This window comes from Pseudofrankia sp. EUN1h, assembly GCF_001854645.1.
GTDB classification, from domain to species: Bacteria; Actinomycetota; Actinomycetes; order Frankiales; family Frankiaceae; genus Pseudofrankia; species Pseudofrankia saprophytica.
The window spans coordinates 570,406-587,992 of sequence record NZ_MBLN01000002.1 but is presented as its reverse complement, the minus strand read 5'-3'; the positions used below and the strand labels follow the sequence as shown (position 1 = coordinate 587,992).

At 73.9% G+C, this 17,587-nt stretch carries 8 protein-coding genes; 5 read left to right on the top strand and 3 right to left on the bottom strand.

The window, feature by feature from the left end; translation table 11 throughout:
- Nucleotides 1–204: 204 nt before the first annotated feature.
- Together BCD49_RS45780 and BCD49_RS03130 are read right to left on the bottom strand one after the other, a co-directional pair.
- Nucleotides 205–2,631, bottom strand: coding sequence for a hypothetical protein (locus tag BCD49_RS45780; RefSeq protein WP_007517750.1), 2,427 nt, complete (start codon nucleotides 2,629–2,631; stop codon nucleotides 205–207).
- Nucleotides 2,632–2,719: 88 nt separating this feature from the next.
- Nucleotides 2,720–5,689 carry a hypothetical protein gene (locus BCD49_RS03130; RefSeq protein ID WP_007517748.1) on the bottom strand — a complete coding sequence of 990 codons (2,970 nt, stop codon included), beginning with the start codon at nucleotides 5,687–5,689 and terminating at the stop codon, nucleotides 2,720–2,722.
- A gap of 507 nt (nucleotides 5,690–6,196) precedes the next feature.
- Between BCD49_RS03130 and BCD49_RS03125 the strand changes: the two genes are divergently transcribed.
- The 5 genes from BCD49_RS03125 (at nucleotide 6,197) to BCD49_RS03105 (ending at nucleotide 15,604) form a co-directional block, all read left to right on the top strand.
- Nucleotides 6,197–7,348 carry an ABC transporter permease gene (locus tag BCD49_RS03125; protein WP_007517746.1) on the top strand — a complete coding sequence of 384 codons (1,152 nt, stop codon included), beginning with the start codon at nucleotides 6,197–6,199 and terminating at the stop codon, nucleotides 7,346–7,348.
- Nucleotides 7,348–8,670, top strand: a complete 1,323-nt coding sequence (locus BCD49_RS03120) for an ABC transporter ATP-binding protein (RefSeq protein WP_116439364.1) — start codon at nucleotides 7,348–7,350, stop codon at nucleotides 8,668–8,670. Before BCD49_RS03125 ends, BCD49_RS03120 begins: the two co-directional genes overlap by 1 nt.
- Nucleotides 8,667–10,334, top strand: a complete 1,668-nt coding sequence (locus tag BCD49_RS03115; protein ID WP_007517742.1) for a glycosyltransferase — start codon at nucleotides 8,667–8,669, stop codon at nucleotides 10,332–10,334. The genes BCD49_RS03120 and BCD49_RS03115 overlap by 4 nt, the downstream gene beginning before the upstream one ends.
- Before the next feature lie 2,444 nt (nucleotides 10,335–12,778).
- Nucleotides 12,779–14,350, top strand: a complete 1,572-nt coding sequence (locus BCD49_RS03110; protein ID WP_035925686.1) for a glycosyltransferase family 4 protein — start codon at nucleotides 12,779–12,781, stop codon at nucleotides 14,348–14,350.
- 63 nt (nucleotides 14,351–14,413) lie between these two features.
- Entirely contained in the window at nucleotides 14,414–15,604 is a 1,191-nt protein-coding gene (locus BCD49_RS03105) for a glycosyltransferase family 4 protein (RefSeq protein ID WP_071041098.1), read from the top strand.
- Nucleotides 15,605–15,681: 77 nt separating this feature from the next.
- On the opposite strand, the gene BCD49_RS03100 is transcribed toward BCD49_RS03105, so the two are convergent.
- The gene (locus tag BCD49_RS03100) at nucleotides 15,682–17,553 is read right to left on the bottom strand and encodes an MFS transporter (protein ID WP_007517736.1); all 1,872 of its coding nucleotides are present in this window, start codon (nucleotides 17,551–17,553) and stop codon (nucleotides 15,682–15,684) included.
- Between the last annotated feature and the right edge of the window lie 34 nt (nucleotides 17,554–17,587).

Sequence of the window (17,587 nt, the reverse complement as noted above, 5' to 3'; positions counted from 1 at the left end):
GTTTCTGTATAACCACTTTTCCGTCCAGCCCTGTTTCCGTGCGGCTCCGTTTCCGTCTAGCCCTGCGTCTTTGATGCGAAGCGCGGACACTCGCCACCCATGCCAGGTCCTCCCCTATAGCCGCCAACTGCCGCGACCGGACTAGCCACAGGTGCCGGAGACAGGTGCCAGCCACAGCTACCAGCAACAGGTACCGGAGACAGGTCAGGAGGGGCGGTCGGGTTTCTGGTTGCGGTCGGAGGCCTGACCACCGTTGCGGCCGGAGGCCCGGTGGCGGGGCTCGTGCCGGTCGGCGGCGAAGGCACCGCGGCGGCGGCGGGGGACGCCAGAGCGGTCGAACAGGGGTGGCTGGCCGGGTGCGCCGAGCTCGGCCGGTCGGCCGGAGTCCGGCGGATGGACCGACGCGCCTGGCGGGATGGACTGGCCGGCGGGAATCGGCCGACCCGGCTGGATCGGCGTCACCGACTGGGCCGGGCTCGACGGTCCCCCACCGGCCAGCGGCGGGGGAAACGGCGACGACACCGGCGACCGGACGGACGCGCCACCGGTCGAGGACGGGTCGAACAAGGCCGGGTCGAGCATGGACGGGGCGGCCAGGGGCGACAGCGGTGGCGACGACGGAAGCGGGGACGGCGAGGGAGGCGGTAGTGACGGAGCGGGTAGTGACGGAGTCGGTATCGGCGCCAGCGGCGACGGGGTCAGCAGGACGGCGCCGGCGCCCGCGCCCGGCGGGACCGACAGCGCGAGCGGCTCACCCGGAGGCGGCACGGGCGGAGGCGGTGGCACGGGCGGCACGGGCGGAGAGGGCGGCACGGACCACCCGGCGCGGGCCCGCCGCGGCGGGTCGGCGGCGGACTGGCCGGGGGTCCACAGCGAGGGTTCCTGGTGGCCTGGGCCGCTGGCGACGATGTCCGGCCCGTCGGCGTGGTGATGTGGCCGGTGACGGCCGCGAAGTCGCTCGTCGGCTTCCTGGCCGGCGCCGGGCCTCCGGCTGGCGGTGCCACCGGCCGCCGGACCGCCGCCGGTGGAGCCTGGCGGAAGGGCCAACGCCCGAGCCCCACCGTCACCGTCGCCGCTCATGCCGAGGTCGCCGCCGAGCGAGCCGTGGACGGCGCCGTCGGGGCCGTCGGCGCCCGGGCCGCTGCCGGGCGGCAGGGCCAGCCGGCCGAAGGCGCCGGCCGCGGCCGGGTCTGCGAGCTGGGTGCGGCGGCGTTCCTCCTCCTGGGCGAGCCGGGCCCTGGCCTGCTCGTAGCGGCTCGGGCCGCGGCGCAGCCTCGCCCGCAGCCGGGAGTCGGCGGAGCGGGCGGCGGCGACCAGGCGCGGTTCCTCCAGCCGGGCGCCCAGTGCCTCGGCGGCCATCGCCCGCTCGGCGGCGAGTTCCCGTTCGAGCTGGGCGATCCGGTCGGACTTCTCGATGTCGAGCGCGACGAGGCGCATGCGCTCGGCGTCGAGCTTCATCCATTCCTGCTGGTGCAGCTGGGCGGCGGCCATCGCATCGTCACGGGTAGCCACGGCCCGCAGGTACAGCTCGATCCGGTTGCGCTCCAGCCGGGCCAGCAGCGGGTTGGCCACCCAGGGCGACAGCAGCTCGGCGACCCTGGTCGCGAACGGTGCCCGCCGGTCGACGACGACCCCGAGGCCGAGGACCGGCGCGACGGTGAAGAACCGAAGCTCGGGGTGGCCGGCGACGAACTCCTCGACGGCGGTGCGCACCCCGTTGCGCGGCCCGCCCTCGGCGAGCGCCCACGCGTAGGCGCCGCCGCCGCGCATCCCGCGGCCCAGGACGGCGTCGGACGCGTCGAGCGTCACTCCGGCGTCCCAGGAGTGCGGCTGAAGGTCGGCGTCGGTGAGGCGGTCGGGGGCCCGGTACTGGTCGCGCCGGCCGGTGGGCCAGCCGACGTCGTGGACGATGACCAGCGGGAACGTGGTCCGGCCGAACTCGTGGACGGCGTCGTCGACCGCGCCGAGCGTGGCGGCGACGGTGGCGTAGTTCGCGTCGCCGTCGATCAGGTAGGCGTCGGTCGGGGTGTGCCCCTCGAGCCCGGCGGCGCCGTGGTCGCGTACCACCTCGATGTCCAGGCCGCGCCCGGCGCTCGGCACCCGGCCCGGCTCGAGGTCGACGACGAGGAGCCGGCCGCCGCCGCCGGCGCGGAGCAGGTCGACGAGCAGGCTGGTCGTCGAGCCGTTCTCGGCGCCGAGCAGGGTGATGCTGCGGGCGCCGGCCGCGCCCAGCAAGGGCAGCCACACCTCCCGCAGGTCGACGACCGACCGCAGCGGCATCGGCTGGCTACCGCCGCGGTTCGCGGCGCTCGGGTCGTAGCCCTGGACCGCGCCGCGGCCGCCCGGGCCGTACACGGCGATCTCGCCAGCACCGGGTGCACCGGGCGAACCAGCCGCACCGGCCGCGTCGACGGCCGCCGCCAGGTCGGCGAAGCTCGCCCGCAGGGCGCCTTCCCCGGGCCCGGCGCCGTCGGTACCGGGAAGGCGCAGGGGGCCGGTGTTCGCCGACGCGGTCGAACGGACGTAGGGGCGCGCGGTGTGGGAGATGGGCTGGTCGTCCAGGCCATCCGGCCCGTCGAGGCCGTCGGGGCCTGCCGGCTCGGCCGGGACAGTGTTCGGTGTGTCGTTCACCGCGGGCCTCCCAGCCGGCCGTCTCGACCTGTCCAGGCCCGGCGCCGGATCCCGCGAGGCGGGTCGCCCGCCCGGGGCCTTCCAGCTGTCACCGCAGGCCTCCCAGCTGTCGCATCACCCGGCGGGCAGCCCGGCGAGGCAGCTGCGGCCCGGAGGCCGAGCCCGCCGCGGCAGGCGCGGGAGCGGCCACTGGGTCCCCCCGGATCCCCATCCAACCAAAGGCGAACTCGACGTCAATTGCGTACGTGCCACCCAACTCTGGCATGCCGGGCAGATCCAGGTTGTAGACGAGTTGCGGGTCGTCGTCGAGGATTTCGACCAAGTTGGGCTGCAGTATTCGCAGTCCCACCAGGTTGAGAACAATGCCGCGCCTACGGTCCGCCAATCCGGCGCCGCCGACCGCCCGGGCGGGGATACTGCCTCCCACCACATCCGGAAGCGAACCCGGCCCGTCGAACGCGGTGATGGTGATCTGTCGAGGCTCACCCGAGCCGACGACATGGAAGCCGAGGGTGAGCCAGTCGAGCCGGAGCAGGCCCCGCCGGCCGGCGGGATCGACCCGGACGCGGCGCACGCCGACGGCGTCGACGACCCGCAGCCGCACCAGCGACAGCCCGTCCCGGCCGGCGTAGGGCACCGCGGTGGCCTTGGGGCCGCGGGCGAAGTCCGCGCCGGTGTCCACGTACACCTCGACGGGGCCGGCCGCGGCCGGCGCGGACAGCTCCCCTGGGTCGATCCCCGCGGCGGCCGCGAGCTCGGTGACGACCGCCAGCGGCCGGTTCGCGACGGCGGCGACGGCCGCGGGCCAGGTCGCCTCGCGCAGCGGCAGCTCCGCCAGGCCCGCCGGGCTCAGATAGGGCATCCGCCTGATCAGCTCGGCGGGCAGCAGGCCCCGGCCGTCGTGCTCGGCGGGTTGGGCTGGCTGGGCGGGCCCACGCCGGCCGGCGGGTGCCGGGGCACTCGACGCCTGGATGCCGATCGGCTCGTCGTCGTCGCCGTCATGGCGCCAGGAACCGAATGCGGCGGCCTCCGCCGCCGTCGGTCGGGCGACGAAGCGGGCCAGCATGCGCAGCAGCGCGAGCCGGGCGCTGTCACCGCCCAGCGACGGCAGCGCGCTGTCGGGGCTGTCCAGGCTCTCCGCGCGCCGGCAGCGCAACCACTCCTGCTGGAAGGCGCGGGCGCCGTCCTGGGCCGCCGCCCGCTGCGCGAGCTGGGTGCGGCTGGTCCGGGTGAGGCCCAGCAGCGGGGTGGACGTCTCGTCGAACGAGGCGAGCCGACCCGTGTCGGCCATGGCGACCTGCTCGACGACCGCCGGGGCGCGCAGCAGCTGCCCGGCGAGGCGCGCTGGCTGGCCGCCGGAGGCGAGGTAGCCCTCCATCCGGTGGCCGGCGAGCCGGTGCTCGAGCGCGACGGGACCGGTCGCCAGGTAGAGCCCGACGGGTTTGACCTCGCGGCCGGTGGCGGTGAGCAGCCGGGCGAGCAGCGCCTGGGTGGTCCCGTCCCAGCCGAGATCGACGAGCACCGCCGGGCCCCGCTCGGGCAGCCGTTCGTCCAGGTAGCGCAGGAACCGTTCGCGCAGCCGCTCGGCGGCCAGCACGATCTCGCCGCGGACGCGGTCGTCCCGGCTGAGCGTCTCCAGCAGCTCGTCGAGGATCTCGTCGAGCAGCCCGGCCGGCACGTCCAGCCGGCGGCCGGCGAGGGCGGAGATCCCGGGGGCGGCGGCGAGGTCGACCCGTAGCCGGCGCAGCAGCGCCCCGACGGTGCCCACCGCGCCCCCGGCGCCAGGAGCCGGGCCGGGGCCGGCGTGCGCGGGGCCGGTGCCGGCATGCCGCAGGAAGGCTCGCAGCTCCTCGGGTGAGGCCTCGAAGACGTTCGCCAGCGCGCACACCTCGCGCGACGCCCACAGCGGCCGGGCGGCGACGCCGGCGTCGCGCCCGGGGCCCTCCAGCAGGCTCGCGACGAACCGGCCGGAACGCATCAGGCAGAACGCCTCGTCGGCGCCCAGCTCCCGGGTGCGCTCGACGACCCACTCGGCGAAGCCGGTGAACACCGGGCCGAACACGGTCGCCCCGGTGTCCCAGAAGCGGCGCAGCGCCCGGGGGACGGCGGCGGCGTCGGCCCGGTGCAGGACGCGGGCGCGCAGCGCGGTCAGCCCGAAGTCGCCGTACTCGAGATCGACGGGGGAAGCGTCGTCCGGGTCGTCGAGCAGTCCCTCCATCGCGAGCGTCGCGCGCAGGTCGCGGGCGGGACCGCCCCTGCGCATGATCGTGACGCTCCGCCCACCGCGGCCGTCATGGGCACCCGAACCGCCCGAACCGCCCAGCCCACCCGAACCACCCGAACCACCCAGCGCGCCCTGCCCACCGATCGGGTCCTGGCCGGCCGAGCCGGTGTGCTCGCCGACCGGGTCGCCGGCCAGGTATAGCAGCCTCGACGCGGGGGCGCCGGTCGCCGCGAGCACGTGGCCGAGCAGGCCGTCGGCCGTCCCGACGCCGATGTCGGCCGAGGTGAACGGGCCGGCGAACGGGATGCCCACGAGCTCCGGACGGGCCAGCAGGCGTTCCAGCTGCGCCGCGGACAGGCAGGTGTCGGCGACGAGGTAGACCGGCAGGCCCAGCTTGAGCGCGGCGAGCTCGGCGAGCTCGGCGGCGGCGAGGTCGACGCGGTGGGCCGCCCGCAGCGCGGCGACCTCGGCCTCCACCAGCGGGGCGAGCTCACCAGCGCCCGGCAGCGCGGGCAGCAGCAGCGTCCAGATCTCGTCCAGCCGCGGCGGGGGGCCGTTGTCATCGCCGGCGACGGCCGCGCCCTCGCGGGTGGCCAGCGCCCGGCGGCCGGCCTGGCGCTCGGCGAGGATCCTCAGCTGGGCGAACTGCGCGGGGGTGACGCCGGCCGGCAGCCGGCCGGCGGCGGCGAGCCGCTCACCGAGCAGCAGGAACACGTGCGCCGGGCGCGGTGCCAGCCGCCACAGCAGCGTGTCGAAGACGTCGACGACCAGCGCGTCGGCCCCGCCCGAGTCGAGGTGCGACCAGGCATCCCCCAGCCTCGCGTCGGTGAACACCGCGGTCACCCCCGTTCCAACGTCGTCGGCCAGGTGACGGCGCGGGAGACGGCCGGTGGCATCCCGGAAAGCCCCAGATGTCCGCGCCGCCGCGTACGGTCGCCTCCGACAGGTCACGAGGGAGGAGCCGGCCACCCTACCTTCGGCGGGGTGGACTGCACCGTCACGCCTCCTTCGGCCAGGGCGGGGACAAGGCGCCGACCGGTGCCGGAGCAGGCTGGCCGATACTATGAACCGCTTCCCGGATAGCGGGCACCGGCGTCAACGGCGACGCGGACGGTGGGGTGGCCGTGCGCCCACCGTGCTCTTCCCGTGCGACGGTGGTGCCATCCGGGTGCGACATGAACGCAGGGCGCTACCGTCGCCAAATCCGGACCTCACCCGCCTCGGTGGGCACAACCGGGACCATGGCACGATCTGGACAACAACCGGGGCCGCGCCAAGGCGCGTGACGGTCCCGCGACGTCCAGGGTCCGGCGTCGTACAGGGTCGAGAAGGAGCCGAGGAGTGCAGCTCGCAGGTGCTGGCCCCGCCGCCGACCCGGGCGGCGCGGCAGGAGCGTCCCCGGCACCGTCGCCGTTGACCACCGCGACGCCGCCGCCCTCACCGTCCGCGTCGCCGACGCCGGACGAGTCGTCGCCGACGCCCGCGTTCTCGCCGACGCCGCGGCCGACGCCGACGCCGACGCCGACGCGCAGGTCCGGCGCCGGGCCACGGCACGCGGCCAGGAACTCCCCGCAGGCCTCCCGGTCGGCCTTCGCGGGTCCGGGAGAGACCCCGGGCCCCGACGGGACGGGTGGAGCCCCAGGGGCGCTGGCCAAGCGGTCGCGCGCGCAGAGCAGGGTCCGCTGGGAGCTGCTGCGCAACCTGATCCGCAAGGACATCAAGGTCAAGTACAAGGGCTCGACCCTCGGCTTCGCCTGGTCCCTGGCGAACCCGCTGCTGCTGCTCGTGGTGTACACGTTCGTCTTCCAGGTCGTGTTCAAGTCGGGCGTGCCGCGGTTCGGCATCTACTTCCTGTCCGGCCTGCTCATCTGGAACGCGTTCGCGGGCAGCGTGTCGACAGCCTGCGGCAGCGTCGTCGGCAACGCGAACCTGGTGAAGAAGGTCCGCTTCCCGCTGCAGGTACTACCGCTGTCCGCGGTCGGCTTCGCCGCGGTGCACTTCGTGCTGCAGCTGCTGGTACTGCTGGTGCTCACCCTGGCGCTCGGCTACCCGCTGATCGGTGGCGGGCTGCTGCTGCTCGTCCCGGCCGGCGCGGTCGCGCTGGTGTTCACCATCGGGATGTCGATGCTGGTCTCGGCGCTGTCGGTGCGGTTCAAGGACGTGCCGCACCTCGTCGAGGTGGCCCTGATGGCCTGGATCTGGCTGAACCCGATGGTCTACGCGTTCGGGCTGATCCAGCAACGGCTGCACGAGTACACCTGGATCTACGAGCTGAACCCGATGGCCGTGGTGGTCATGGCGTTCCAGCGGGCCATCTACGTCGACGCCACCGCCACCAAGCCCGACGGCAGCCAGCTGCAGGTCCTCGCCGACCCGGGGTACCTCTACTACCTTGAGCGCCTGGCCATGGCGGGGACGATCTCCCTGGGCGTGCTGGTGCTCGGCGTCTGGGTGTTCCGCAAGCTGCAGGCCGACTTCGCCGAGGACCTCTAGTGAGCCAGACCTCCCCACCCCTGCCCGTCGGCGCGGCCGCGACGTCGGCGCTCGCCCGGCCGGCCGGCGGTGGCGCGACCGCCAGCGTCAGCGCCGGGGTGCTGCCGACCGGGGGCGCGAGCGCCAGGGGCGGCCCCGCGGCCGGGRCCGGCCCGACCGTGATCCGCGCGACCGGCGTCAGCAAGAAGTTCGTCTCGTACCACAAGCGGGCGACYAGCCTGAAGGAGGCGTTCGTCCGCCGCGGCGGCCTGGCCGGCGAGGACTTCTGGGCGCTGCGCGACATCAACATCGAGATCGCTCGCGGCCAGACCGTCGGCCTCGCCGGCGCGAACGGCTCCGGCAAGTCGACGACGCTCAAGGTGCTCGCCGGGATCCTGCGCCCGACCAGCGGCAAGGTCGAGGTGCACGGCCGGATCGCCTCGCTGCTGGAGCTGGGCGCCGGGTTCAACGGCGAGCTGTCCGGCCGGGACAACGTCTACCTGAACGCCTCCCTGCTCGGCCTGTCCAAGCGTGAGATCGACAAGCTGTTCGACTCGATCGTCGACTTCGCCGAGCTGTCACACAAGATCGACGACGAGGTGAAGCACTACTCGTCCGGCCAGTACGTCCGGCTCGGCTTCGCCGTCGCCGTGCACGTCGACCCCGACATCCTGCTCGTCGACGAGGTGCTCGCCGTCGGTGACGAGGCGTTCCAGCGCAAGTGCCTCGCCAAGATCGACGAGTTCCGGAACCAGGGCCGCACGATCCTGTTCGTCACGCACTCCCTCGACCTCATCGAGAACATGTGCGACCGGGTGGTCGTGCTCGAGGCCGGCAAGGTGATCCACGACGGCGCCCCGGCGGTCGGCACGAAGCTGCTGCGCCAGCGGCTGGGCAGCTCGCCGACCGAGGGCGCCGGCGCCTACGGCACGGCGACGGTCCGGCCGGAGACCGTCACCTTCAGCTCGTCGCCGGGCGGGGCGCCGCAGATCTCCTTCGACCCGGGCGACCCGATGACGATGAGCGTCGGCATCGAGGTCACCGAGGGCGCGCCCGAGCGGGTCCGCGCGCGCTGCGTCATCGTCGGCCAGAACGAGATCCCGATCTGGGTGATGGAGACTCCGCCCGCGGGTATCCCGGTCAGCCAGGGCTTCACCATCCTCGACTTCACCATCGGCTCGATACCAGCGCTGCTCGGCGCGTTCGCGGTGCGGGTGGAGGTCGCCGACGCGGCGACCGGCACGCCCATCACCTCCCGCCGCTTCCACGAGCTGTTCGGGATCAACAGCTCGCACGCCGAGGGCCTGGTCCACGTCGACTACGAGGCAAGGCCGCGGACATGAGCCACATCGCCGACCTGACCACCAGCGACCCAACCAGCAGCGGCCTGACCGGCAGCGGCCTGGCGCACGGCGGCCGCCACGGCGGCGGCCTGACGACGGGTGCCGCGCTCGGCCCGGCCCCCGGGACGGTGGCCGCGGGTTCGCTGACCAAGGCCACGCCGGACGCCCCGAGCGCCGGCGGCGTCTCAGGTGCCCCCACGGGGGACGGCGCGATGCCCGCCGCCGGCCACCCCGACGGCGGCGGGTCCGGCGCCGGCTGGGGTGGGCGACCGGTGGCGACCATCGTCATCGTCAACTGGAACGGCGCGCACCTGCTACCGCCCTGCCTGGACGCGGTCGCCAAGCAGAACACCGCCTTCGGCTTCCAGACCTGGGTCGTCGACAACGCGTCCAGCGACCACTCGCGGGCGATGCTCGCCGAGCGCTACCCCTGGGTGCGGGTGATCGAGTCGCCGAAGAACCTCGGCTTCGCCGGCGGCAACAACCTGGCGCTGCGCCAGGTGAACACCGCCTACGCGGTGCTGCTGAACAACGACGCGGTCCCGGAGCCGGACTGGTTGGCCAACCTGCTGGCCCCGTTCGACCAGCCCGGCGGGGACAAGCTCGGCGCCGTCACCGGCAAGGTGGTGTTCCTGCCGCGGTTCCTGCGGCTGCGCCTGGAGACCGCGACCTTCTCGCCGGGCCCGCACGACTCGCGCTCGCTCGGCGTGCGAATCTCGTCGGTGACGGTCAACGGCCGCGACGTGCTACGCGAGGTCCTCTGGGAGAAGCTGACCTTCGGGGCCGAAGGGCCGCCCACCGCGCCGTTCTTCTGGACGCGCGGCACCGGCGAGCTGCTCGTGCCCGTGCCCGAGCGCGGGTCGGTCACGCTCGGGCTGGCCTGGGCGGCCGAGGCCGCGAAGACGGTCATGCTCAGCTGGGACGGGCACACCGGCCCGGCCGACGGCGGCCCCGGCTGGGCGGAGGCCGACGGCGGCGCCGCCCGCTTCGCCGCGCTGCCGGTCACCGGCACCGAGCCGAACGCCGTCTCGGTGACGATCGACGACACCGCGCCCCGCGTCGACGTCATCAACAACGTCGGCGGGATCGTGCTGCGCGACGGCTACGGCGCCGACCGCGGTTACCAGGAGGTCGACACCGGCCAGTTCGCCAACCCCGAGGAGGTCTTCACAGCCTGCGGGAACGGAATGGCGATGCGCGCGGCACTCGGCCACGACCTCGGCTGGTTCGACGACGACTTCTTCCTCTACTACGAGGACACGGACCTGTCCTGGCGGATCCGCTCGCGGGGATACAGCATCCGCTACGTCCCCGGTGCCGTGCTGCGGCACGTGCACTCGGCGTCGAGCGTCGAATGGTCGCCGCTGTTCGTCTTCCACACCGACCGCAACCGGCTGCTCATGCTGACCAAGGACGCGACGCTGCCGCTCGCCCTGTCCGCGGTCGCGCGCTACCCGGTGACCACCACGTCGATCGCCGTACGTACGCTGCGCCAGGCGTGGCGGGCGCGCAGCCGGCCGGCGGTGCGGCCCACGCTGCTGCGACTCAAGGTGATCGGGTCATACCTGCGACTGTTCCCGGCCATGCTCGGGAGGCGCCGGGAGATCGGGCGCACCGCGAGCGAACGGCGTCGATCGCTGCAGGACTGGCTGGTGTCACGATGACGGACCGCCCCGACGACAGCACCCGCAGAGACCGCCCCTTCGACGCGCGCGGCCGAGACGGCCGAGACGGCTTGGACGGCGGCTGGTCCGGTGAGGAATGGTCGGCACAGCGGCCCGACTCGCTCGCCGCACCGGCGTCGAGGGAGTCGGCACCGATCGACTTCGACCCACTCGACCCGCTGGGCCTGAGCCGGCTCGGACGGCTGGACCCGCCAAACCGTGTGGACCCGCTGGACCTGCCCACCCGCTACGACGAGAGCGCGCGGCCAGCCCCCCTCGGCTCGTCCTTCGACCCGCTGGACCGGCCGGGCATGCTGGAGCCCCTGCGCGGGCTGGAGCCGCTGCCGCCGCTGGGCGCTCCCATCCGGTCGGACGAGGGCACCAGGCCGGCACCGCCGCGGTCACGCCCGGACCCGTTCTCCTCGCTGGAACGCCTGTCGCCTTTGGAGTCCATGCCGTTGTCCGAGGCATGGTCGTCCCGCGAGCCGCTGACGTCGCCACGGGCCGCCGCACCGACGGAACCGACCGACTCCGACTCCGCCGGCCAGGAGCCGTTCGGCCCGTCCTCCGGCCTGGAACCGCTCACGGGTCGTGGTGGCGGCATGCCGCTGGAAGGACAGGTCATCGACCGGGCCACCGGTCGCCCGGTCGACATCGCCGCCCAGGACGCCCGTCTGGCCGGCGCGTCGTACTTCGGCTCGAGAGCGTCCGCCGACGATGACCCCGACGCCAGGCTGGGCACGGTCGCGGCGCCGGGCKGTCACGGCCCCGCCGACGACGGCGACGACGACCACGGCGGCGTGTTCTCCCGTGTGTCCCTCGGGCTGGACGACGAGGCGCGTCAGATATTCGATGGCGCGGTACTCGACGAGGCGGTTCTCGACGAGGCGGTTCTCGACGACTCGGTCCTCGACGCGGTGGTACTCGACGCGGATCAGGTGATCGACGTCGACCCGGTGCTCGACGTGGACCTGCGCGAGCCACTCGACGAGCTGCCCCGCTGGGACCCCCTCTCCGACGACCTGCCGGACGAGCTGGCCGCGGGCCTCACCGCCGAGCCGACGCCGGCCGACGACCTGCTGGCTGGCCAACCGCCCGCGGTCATCCCCGACCCGGACGCGGCCCCGATCGGGTTCGTCCCGGACGGCGGGTTCGTCCCAGACGGCGGGTTCGTGCCAGACGACGGGTTCGTCCCGGATCCTGGCGCCGCCTCCGGCGGTGGGCTGGTGTTCGACGATGGCCGGATCTTCGACGACGACCTCGCGGCCCCTTCCACCGCCTTCAGCGGCCCGATGTTCGACGACGGCCAGGTCTTCGACAGCGGCCAGGTCTTCGACAGCGGCCGGGTTCTCGACAGCGGCCGGGTTCTCGACAGCGGCCAGGTTCTCGACGATGGTCCGGCGTTCCCCGCGCCCGGCTCGTTCGACGACATCCCGGCGTTCCCGGCCCCCGGCTCGTTCGACGAGCGGCTTGGCTTCGTCGGTGCTCTGGGCGGCGACTACGGTGACGCGCTGCCCGCCGATGTCCTCGGCCCCGTGCTCGACGACGCTCGGCTCGAAGACGCTCGGCCGGCATCGGCCGGTAGCGACACTTACGAGCCCGCGATCGAGCTGCCCGACGCGGAGGCGGACGACATCGCCGACTCCGACCTCGAGAGCGCCGACAACGTCGACGCCCTCTCCGGCGTCGATCTCCCCATGGACAGAGGCGTCTTCGAGGCCGTCGACGAGCTTCCCGCGAGCGAGCTTCCCGTCGACGAGCTTCCCGTCGACGAGATTTCCGCGAGCGGGCCGGCACCGACGGGCGGGGATGGTGCCGCCGAGGTCGTCGAGGCCCCGGAGACTCCCGCGGCCGTCGCGGCCGTCGCGGCGGACGACGCGGTGCACATAGACGACGCGGTGCTCGTAGCCGACACGGGCCTCTCAGATCTCTCAGATCTCCCGGACGAAGCGGGCATCGACGAGACGGGTACCGACGGCGCCGGACCTCGCGGCGAGGACGACGCCGCGGAACCCCCCAACCCATCAGCGCCGGTGCATCCCGGCCAACCGACCGAGCGGGCGTTCATGCTGTACTCCGGTTTCTCCGGTGAGCGCCGGCACGTCGGTTTCCAGATCGGGACCCTGCCGGAGCCGGCGATCCCGGAGCGCGCGGTGCCGAACCTGGCCGTGCCGTCGCCCGTGGCCGCCGAGCCGAGCGCCGCGGCACCCGTCTCCAGCGGCGGCGCCGTCCCGCTGCGCGCACGGTTCGCGGGCGGGCTGGCGGCCGGTGACGACCTGGCCGACGCTTACCGGGTGGCCCAGGACGAGAACGTCCCGACGCGGCAGCCCGCCCAGACGAGCGCGGCCACGACGACGCCCGCTGACGCCGCCGGCACAGCGACGGGCGCCGGCACAGCGGGTGTCGGCACTCCCGTGGCGGGCGAGGCGGCGGCGACCGGATCGATGATCATCCCGGCGGGCCGGCGGGTGCGGGCGGCCGTCTACAACCGGTTCTGGCACTCGATGGGCGGCGGCGAGCGCCACAACGGCATGATCGCCCAGGTGATGGCCGCGGACGGCGTCGAGGTCGACATCCTCGGTCACTCGGACGTCAATCTCGCCGACCTCGGCGCGCACCTCGGCCTGGACCTTTCGGACTGCCGCTACGTCCGGATCCCGGACCGCGGCGAGGAGGACCTGTCGGTCCGGTCCGGTGAGTACGACCTGTTCATCAACGGCTCCTACATGAGCCGGCTGCCGACCCGGTCGCGCAAGGCCGCCTACCTGTGCTTCTTCCCGACGCCGTTCGACCACGACATGGCGGCCTGGCGCAAGGCGGCCGTGCGCTCGGCCGGGCCGTTGCTGCGCGGGGTACGCCCGGCGGTCGACTTCGGCGTCGGCTGGTACCCGCCGGAGGGCGGCCGGGTGCGCCAGTGGCGCTGGTCGTCCGGGAACGCGGTGCTCTCGATCTCCCCCGGCAGCGAGCGGGTGCTGCGCGGAGACTTCGGCCGGCCCGGCGCTCCGACCGGCACCTCGCTGCGGATCATCGACGCCGACGGTGAGACGCTCGCCAAGATCGACGTGGGTGCGGAGTTCGTCGCGCACGAGATCCCGCTGCCCGAGTCGCCGACCGGCACCGAGATCACCCTGGTCTGCGAGCCGTTCACCCCCGGCCCCGCCGACGTACGCGAGCTCGGCGTGGCCATCAGCCGGCCGCGGGTGACCGACGCGGACGAAAGCCCGCGCGCCAAGGTGGCGCTGCGCTTCCCCTGGCTGCTGCGCGACCCGCACGACCTGGCCTGGCTCGACCGCTACGACGCGGTGATGGCCAACTCCGACTACACCCGCGGCTGGATCCGGCGGATGTGGCGGCAGGAGGCCGACGTCCTCTACCCGCCGATCCAGGTCGAACGGCTGCACCCGGCGGCCACGCGGGAGAAGACCATCGTCACCGTCGGACGGTTCTTCGCACCCGGCCTCGGGCACGCGAAGCGCCAGCTGGAGATGGTCCAGTGGTTCGGCGAGCTGCATGCCAGTGGGACGATGCCCGGCTGGACGATGCACGTCGTCGGCGGCATGGAGGACTCGCAGAAGCCGTACGTCGAGCAGATCAAGAAGGCCGCGGTCGGTCTGCCGGTCGAGGTGCACCCGAACGCGGCCCGCGGCGACGTCGAGCGGCTCCTGTCCACGGGCTCGGTGTTCTGGTCGGCGACCGGGTGGGGCGAGGACGAGCGGCGCCGGCCGTGGACGGCCGAGCACTTCGGGATGACGACGGTCGAGGCGATGGCCGGCGGCTGCGTTCCGGTGGTCATCGACCGCGCCGGTCAGCGCGAGATCGTCCGGCACAGCATCGACGGCTTCCGCTGGACGGAGCCGGACCAGCTGCTGTCGTTCACCCGCCGGCTCGCCACCGAAGAGGATCTGCGTGCCCGGCTGGCCACCGAGGCGGCCGGGCGGGCCGGGCACTTCTCCGACGCGGCGTTCGCCGAGCGCTGGCGTTCGATCGCCGCGCACCACCACCTGTACGAAGGCTGACGGGCGCTGAAGACGAACGGCAGGGTGACGAGCGGCCAGGTGCCGCCGCTCCAGGTGCCGCCGCTGCGAGTCGTGCTCGACGGCACCCCCCTGCTGGGCCGGCGGACCGGTGTCGGGCGCTATGTCGAGAACCTGCTGGCCGGGCTGGCCGACCCCGCCCGCGACGAGCCGGCGACGCGTCCGCTGGAGCTCGCCGCCACGGCGTTCACCTGGCGGGGCCTCGACGGTCTCGCCGAGGCGCTGCCACCGGGCGTCGCCCCCGCGGCGCGGCGGGTGCCGGCCCGGCTGCTGCAGGAGATCTGGGCCGGCGGCGAGCGGCTGCCCATCGAGCTGCTCACCGGGCGGGCCGACGTCGTCCACGGCACGAACTTCGTGCTRCCGCCGCTGCGCGCCGCGCGCGGCGTGCTGACCATCCACGACCTGTCCTACCTGCGCACCCCGGACACGGTCAGCGCCRCCTCCGCCCGCTACACCACGCTGGTCCCGCGCGGGCTGCGCCGGGCCGCGGAGGTCATCACCCCGAGCCAGGCGGTCGCCGAGGAGGTGATCGCGGCCTACCGGATCGACCGCGACCGGGTCACCGCCACTCCCCTCGKGGTGGACGACGCCTGGTTCGACGCGGTGCCGCCCAAGCCTGGCTGGCTCGAGGAGCGCGGTCTCCCCGAGCGCTACCTGCTGTTCGTCGGCACCGCCGAGCCGCGCAAGAACCTTCGGGTGCTGCTGTCCGCGCTGCGCGGCCTGCACGGGACCTACCCGGACATCCCGCCGCTGGTGCTGGTCGGCCCGCCGGGCTGGGGGGCGGCGCTCGACACCGCGGGGCTGCCCGCCAGGGCGGTCATCAGTGCCGGCTACCTCGACGAGGCCGACCTGCGTACCGCCGTCGCCGGAGCGATCGCGCTGTGCTTCCCGTCCCGCTATGAGGGTTTCGGCCTGCCGCCGCTGGAGGCACTCGCCGCCGGGACACCTGTCATCGCCGCGGACATCCCGGCGGTCCGCGAGGTGACCGGGCCGGTCGTCGGCGCCGCGGTCCGCCTCATCCCGCCCGCGGACGTCGACCGGCTGGCCGACGCCCTGCTCGACGTGATCGACGGTGGTCACGGCGGTCTGGCCGACGGCTCGGCGCGGGCCGGCGGCGCCGCCGTGGCCGGCCCCGCGGACCCGCGCCGCGCCGGCCGCGAACACGCCCGCACCTTCACCTGGCGCCGCACCGCCGCGCTGACCGCCGAGGTCTACCGCCGAGCCGCCGGCTCCTGAGCCGCGCGGCGAGCCGCTCGCCCGAACCCGCCCGGCCTCGCCCGGCCTCGCCCGAGCCCGCCCGGACGGCCGGCCGGCTAGTCGCCGGGTCGGGCAGTGGACTCGGCGGTGGCGGCCAGGACCTCCGGGCCGTCGATGACGGCCACCGTGGGCAGGATGGACGTCGCGGGTACGGGCTCCGTGGGTGTGGTCGGACCGTCCGCGTGGATATAGCGGCCGCCGCGCAGGAGGGACGCGGCGGCGGCGATCAGCGTCATGACGATCGACATCGTGAAGACGATCGTCAGACCGTGGTGGAACGGGCCGGTGATCAGGGAGGGGAAGAACTCCTTGCCGGTCAGGGCCTGGGCATCGCCCGGTGGCAGGTTCGCGAGCGTGTCCTGGCCTACGAGGTGCTCGATGGGGTTGTAGCCGAGGAACGCGGCGAACAGGCTGCCGACCGGGGGCAGCGAGCCGACCTGGCCCGCCACGTCCGCGGGCACGCCGTGGGAGGTCAGACCGTCGGTCAGAGTCCTGGGCAGCACCGAGGCGAGGCCCGCGATCATCAGCGAGAAGAACACGCCGATGGACAGCACACTGCCGGAGTTCATGAACGTCGACCGCATGCCGGACCCGCTCCCGCGCAGGTCGGTCGGTATCGAGTTCATGATCGCCGCCGAGTTGGGCGCGGCGAACAGGCCGGAGCCTATGCCGTTCAGCAGCAACAGCAGCGCGAACGGCACGTAGTGGAAGTTCGTGGGTATCAGGAGCAGACCGACGAGCGAGCACGCGGACAGCACCAGCCCACCCGTGGAGAAGACCCGGGCGCCGAACCGGTCGGACAGCGCCCCGGACACCGGCCCCGCGACGAGGAAGCCGAGCGTCAGCGGCAGCATGTAGATGCCGGCCCACAGCGGGGTCTGCTCGTAGTCGTAGCCGTGTAGCGGCAGCCAGATCCCCTGCAGCCAGATGATCAGCATGAACTGCAGGCCGCCCCGGGCGATCGCGGTCAGCAGCAGGGCGATGTTGCCCGCCGCGAAGGAACGGATCCGGAACAGCTGCAGCCGGAACATCGGGTGCGCGACCCTCGTCTCGATGACGGCGAACGCCCAGAGCACGGCCACGCCGCCGATCAGCCCCGTGAGCACCTTGGGGTTCGTCCAGCCCATCAGGTGGCCGCCGTATGGCTGGATGCCGTAGGTAACGGCGGCGAGCAGCGCGGTCAGGCCGACGGCGAACGTCAGGTTGCCCAGCCAGTCGATCTTCGACGCGGTGCGGCGACCGTTGTCCCGCAGGCTGATGTAGGCCCACACGGTGCCTGCCAGGCCGATCGGGACGTTCACCCAGAAGATCGCCCGCCAGTTCCACTCCGACAGCACACCGCCCAGGACGAGGCCGAGGAAGGAGCCGGCGAGCGCGGCGACCTGGTTGATGCCGAGCGCCATGCCCCGCCGGTTCGCGGGGAACGCGTCGGTGATGATCGCCGCCGAGTTGGCCATCAGCATCGCGCCGCCGATCCCCTGGAGGATCCGCACCACGATCAGGAACATCGCGGCCTTCGAGCCCGTCCACGGGGTGAGCGCCAGGGCCGCGGACGTGACGGTGAAGACGGCGAAGCCGGCGTTGTAGATCCGTACCCGGCCGAACATGTCGCCGAGCCGCCCGAGCGTGACGACCAGCACCGCGACCGCGACCATGTATCCCATCAGCATCCAGAGCAGGTAGCTGATGTTGCCTGGTTCCAACGGGTCGAGACCGATTCCCCGGAAGATCGCCGGCAGAGAGATGATCACAATGGACGCGTCGATCGACGCCATCAACACGCCCACGGTCGTGTTCGACAGCGCGATCATGGCGTAGTGCCGCCCGCGGTCGGGTGACGCCGCGCCGCCACCCCCGGTGGAGTCGGCGTCGGCGGAGTTGGCGCCGGGGGCGGCCGGGCTGGCGGGTGAGGGCGGCCTCGCGGTCATCGTCGGTGCTGCTCCCCTCCGGGCCGGCATTCAG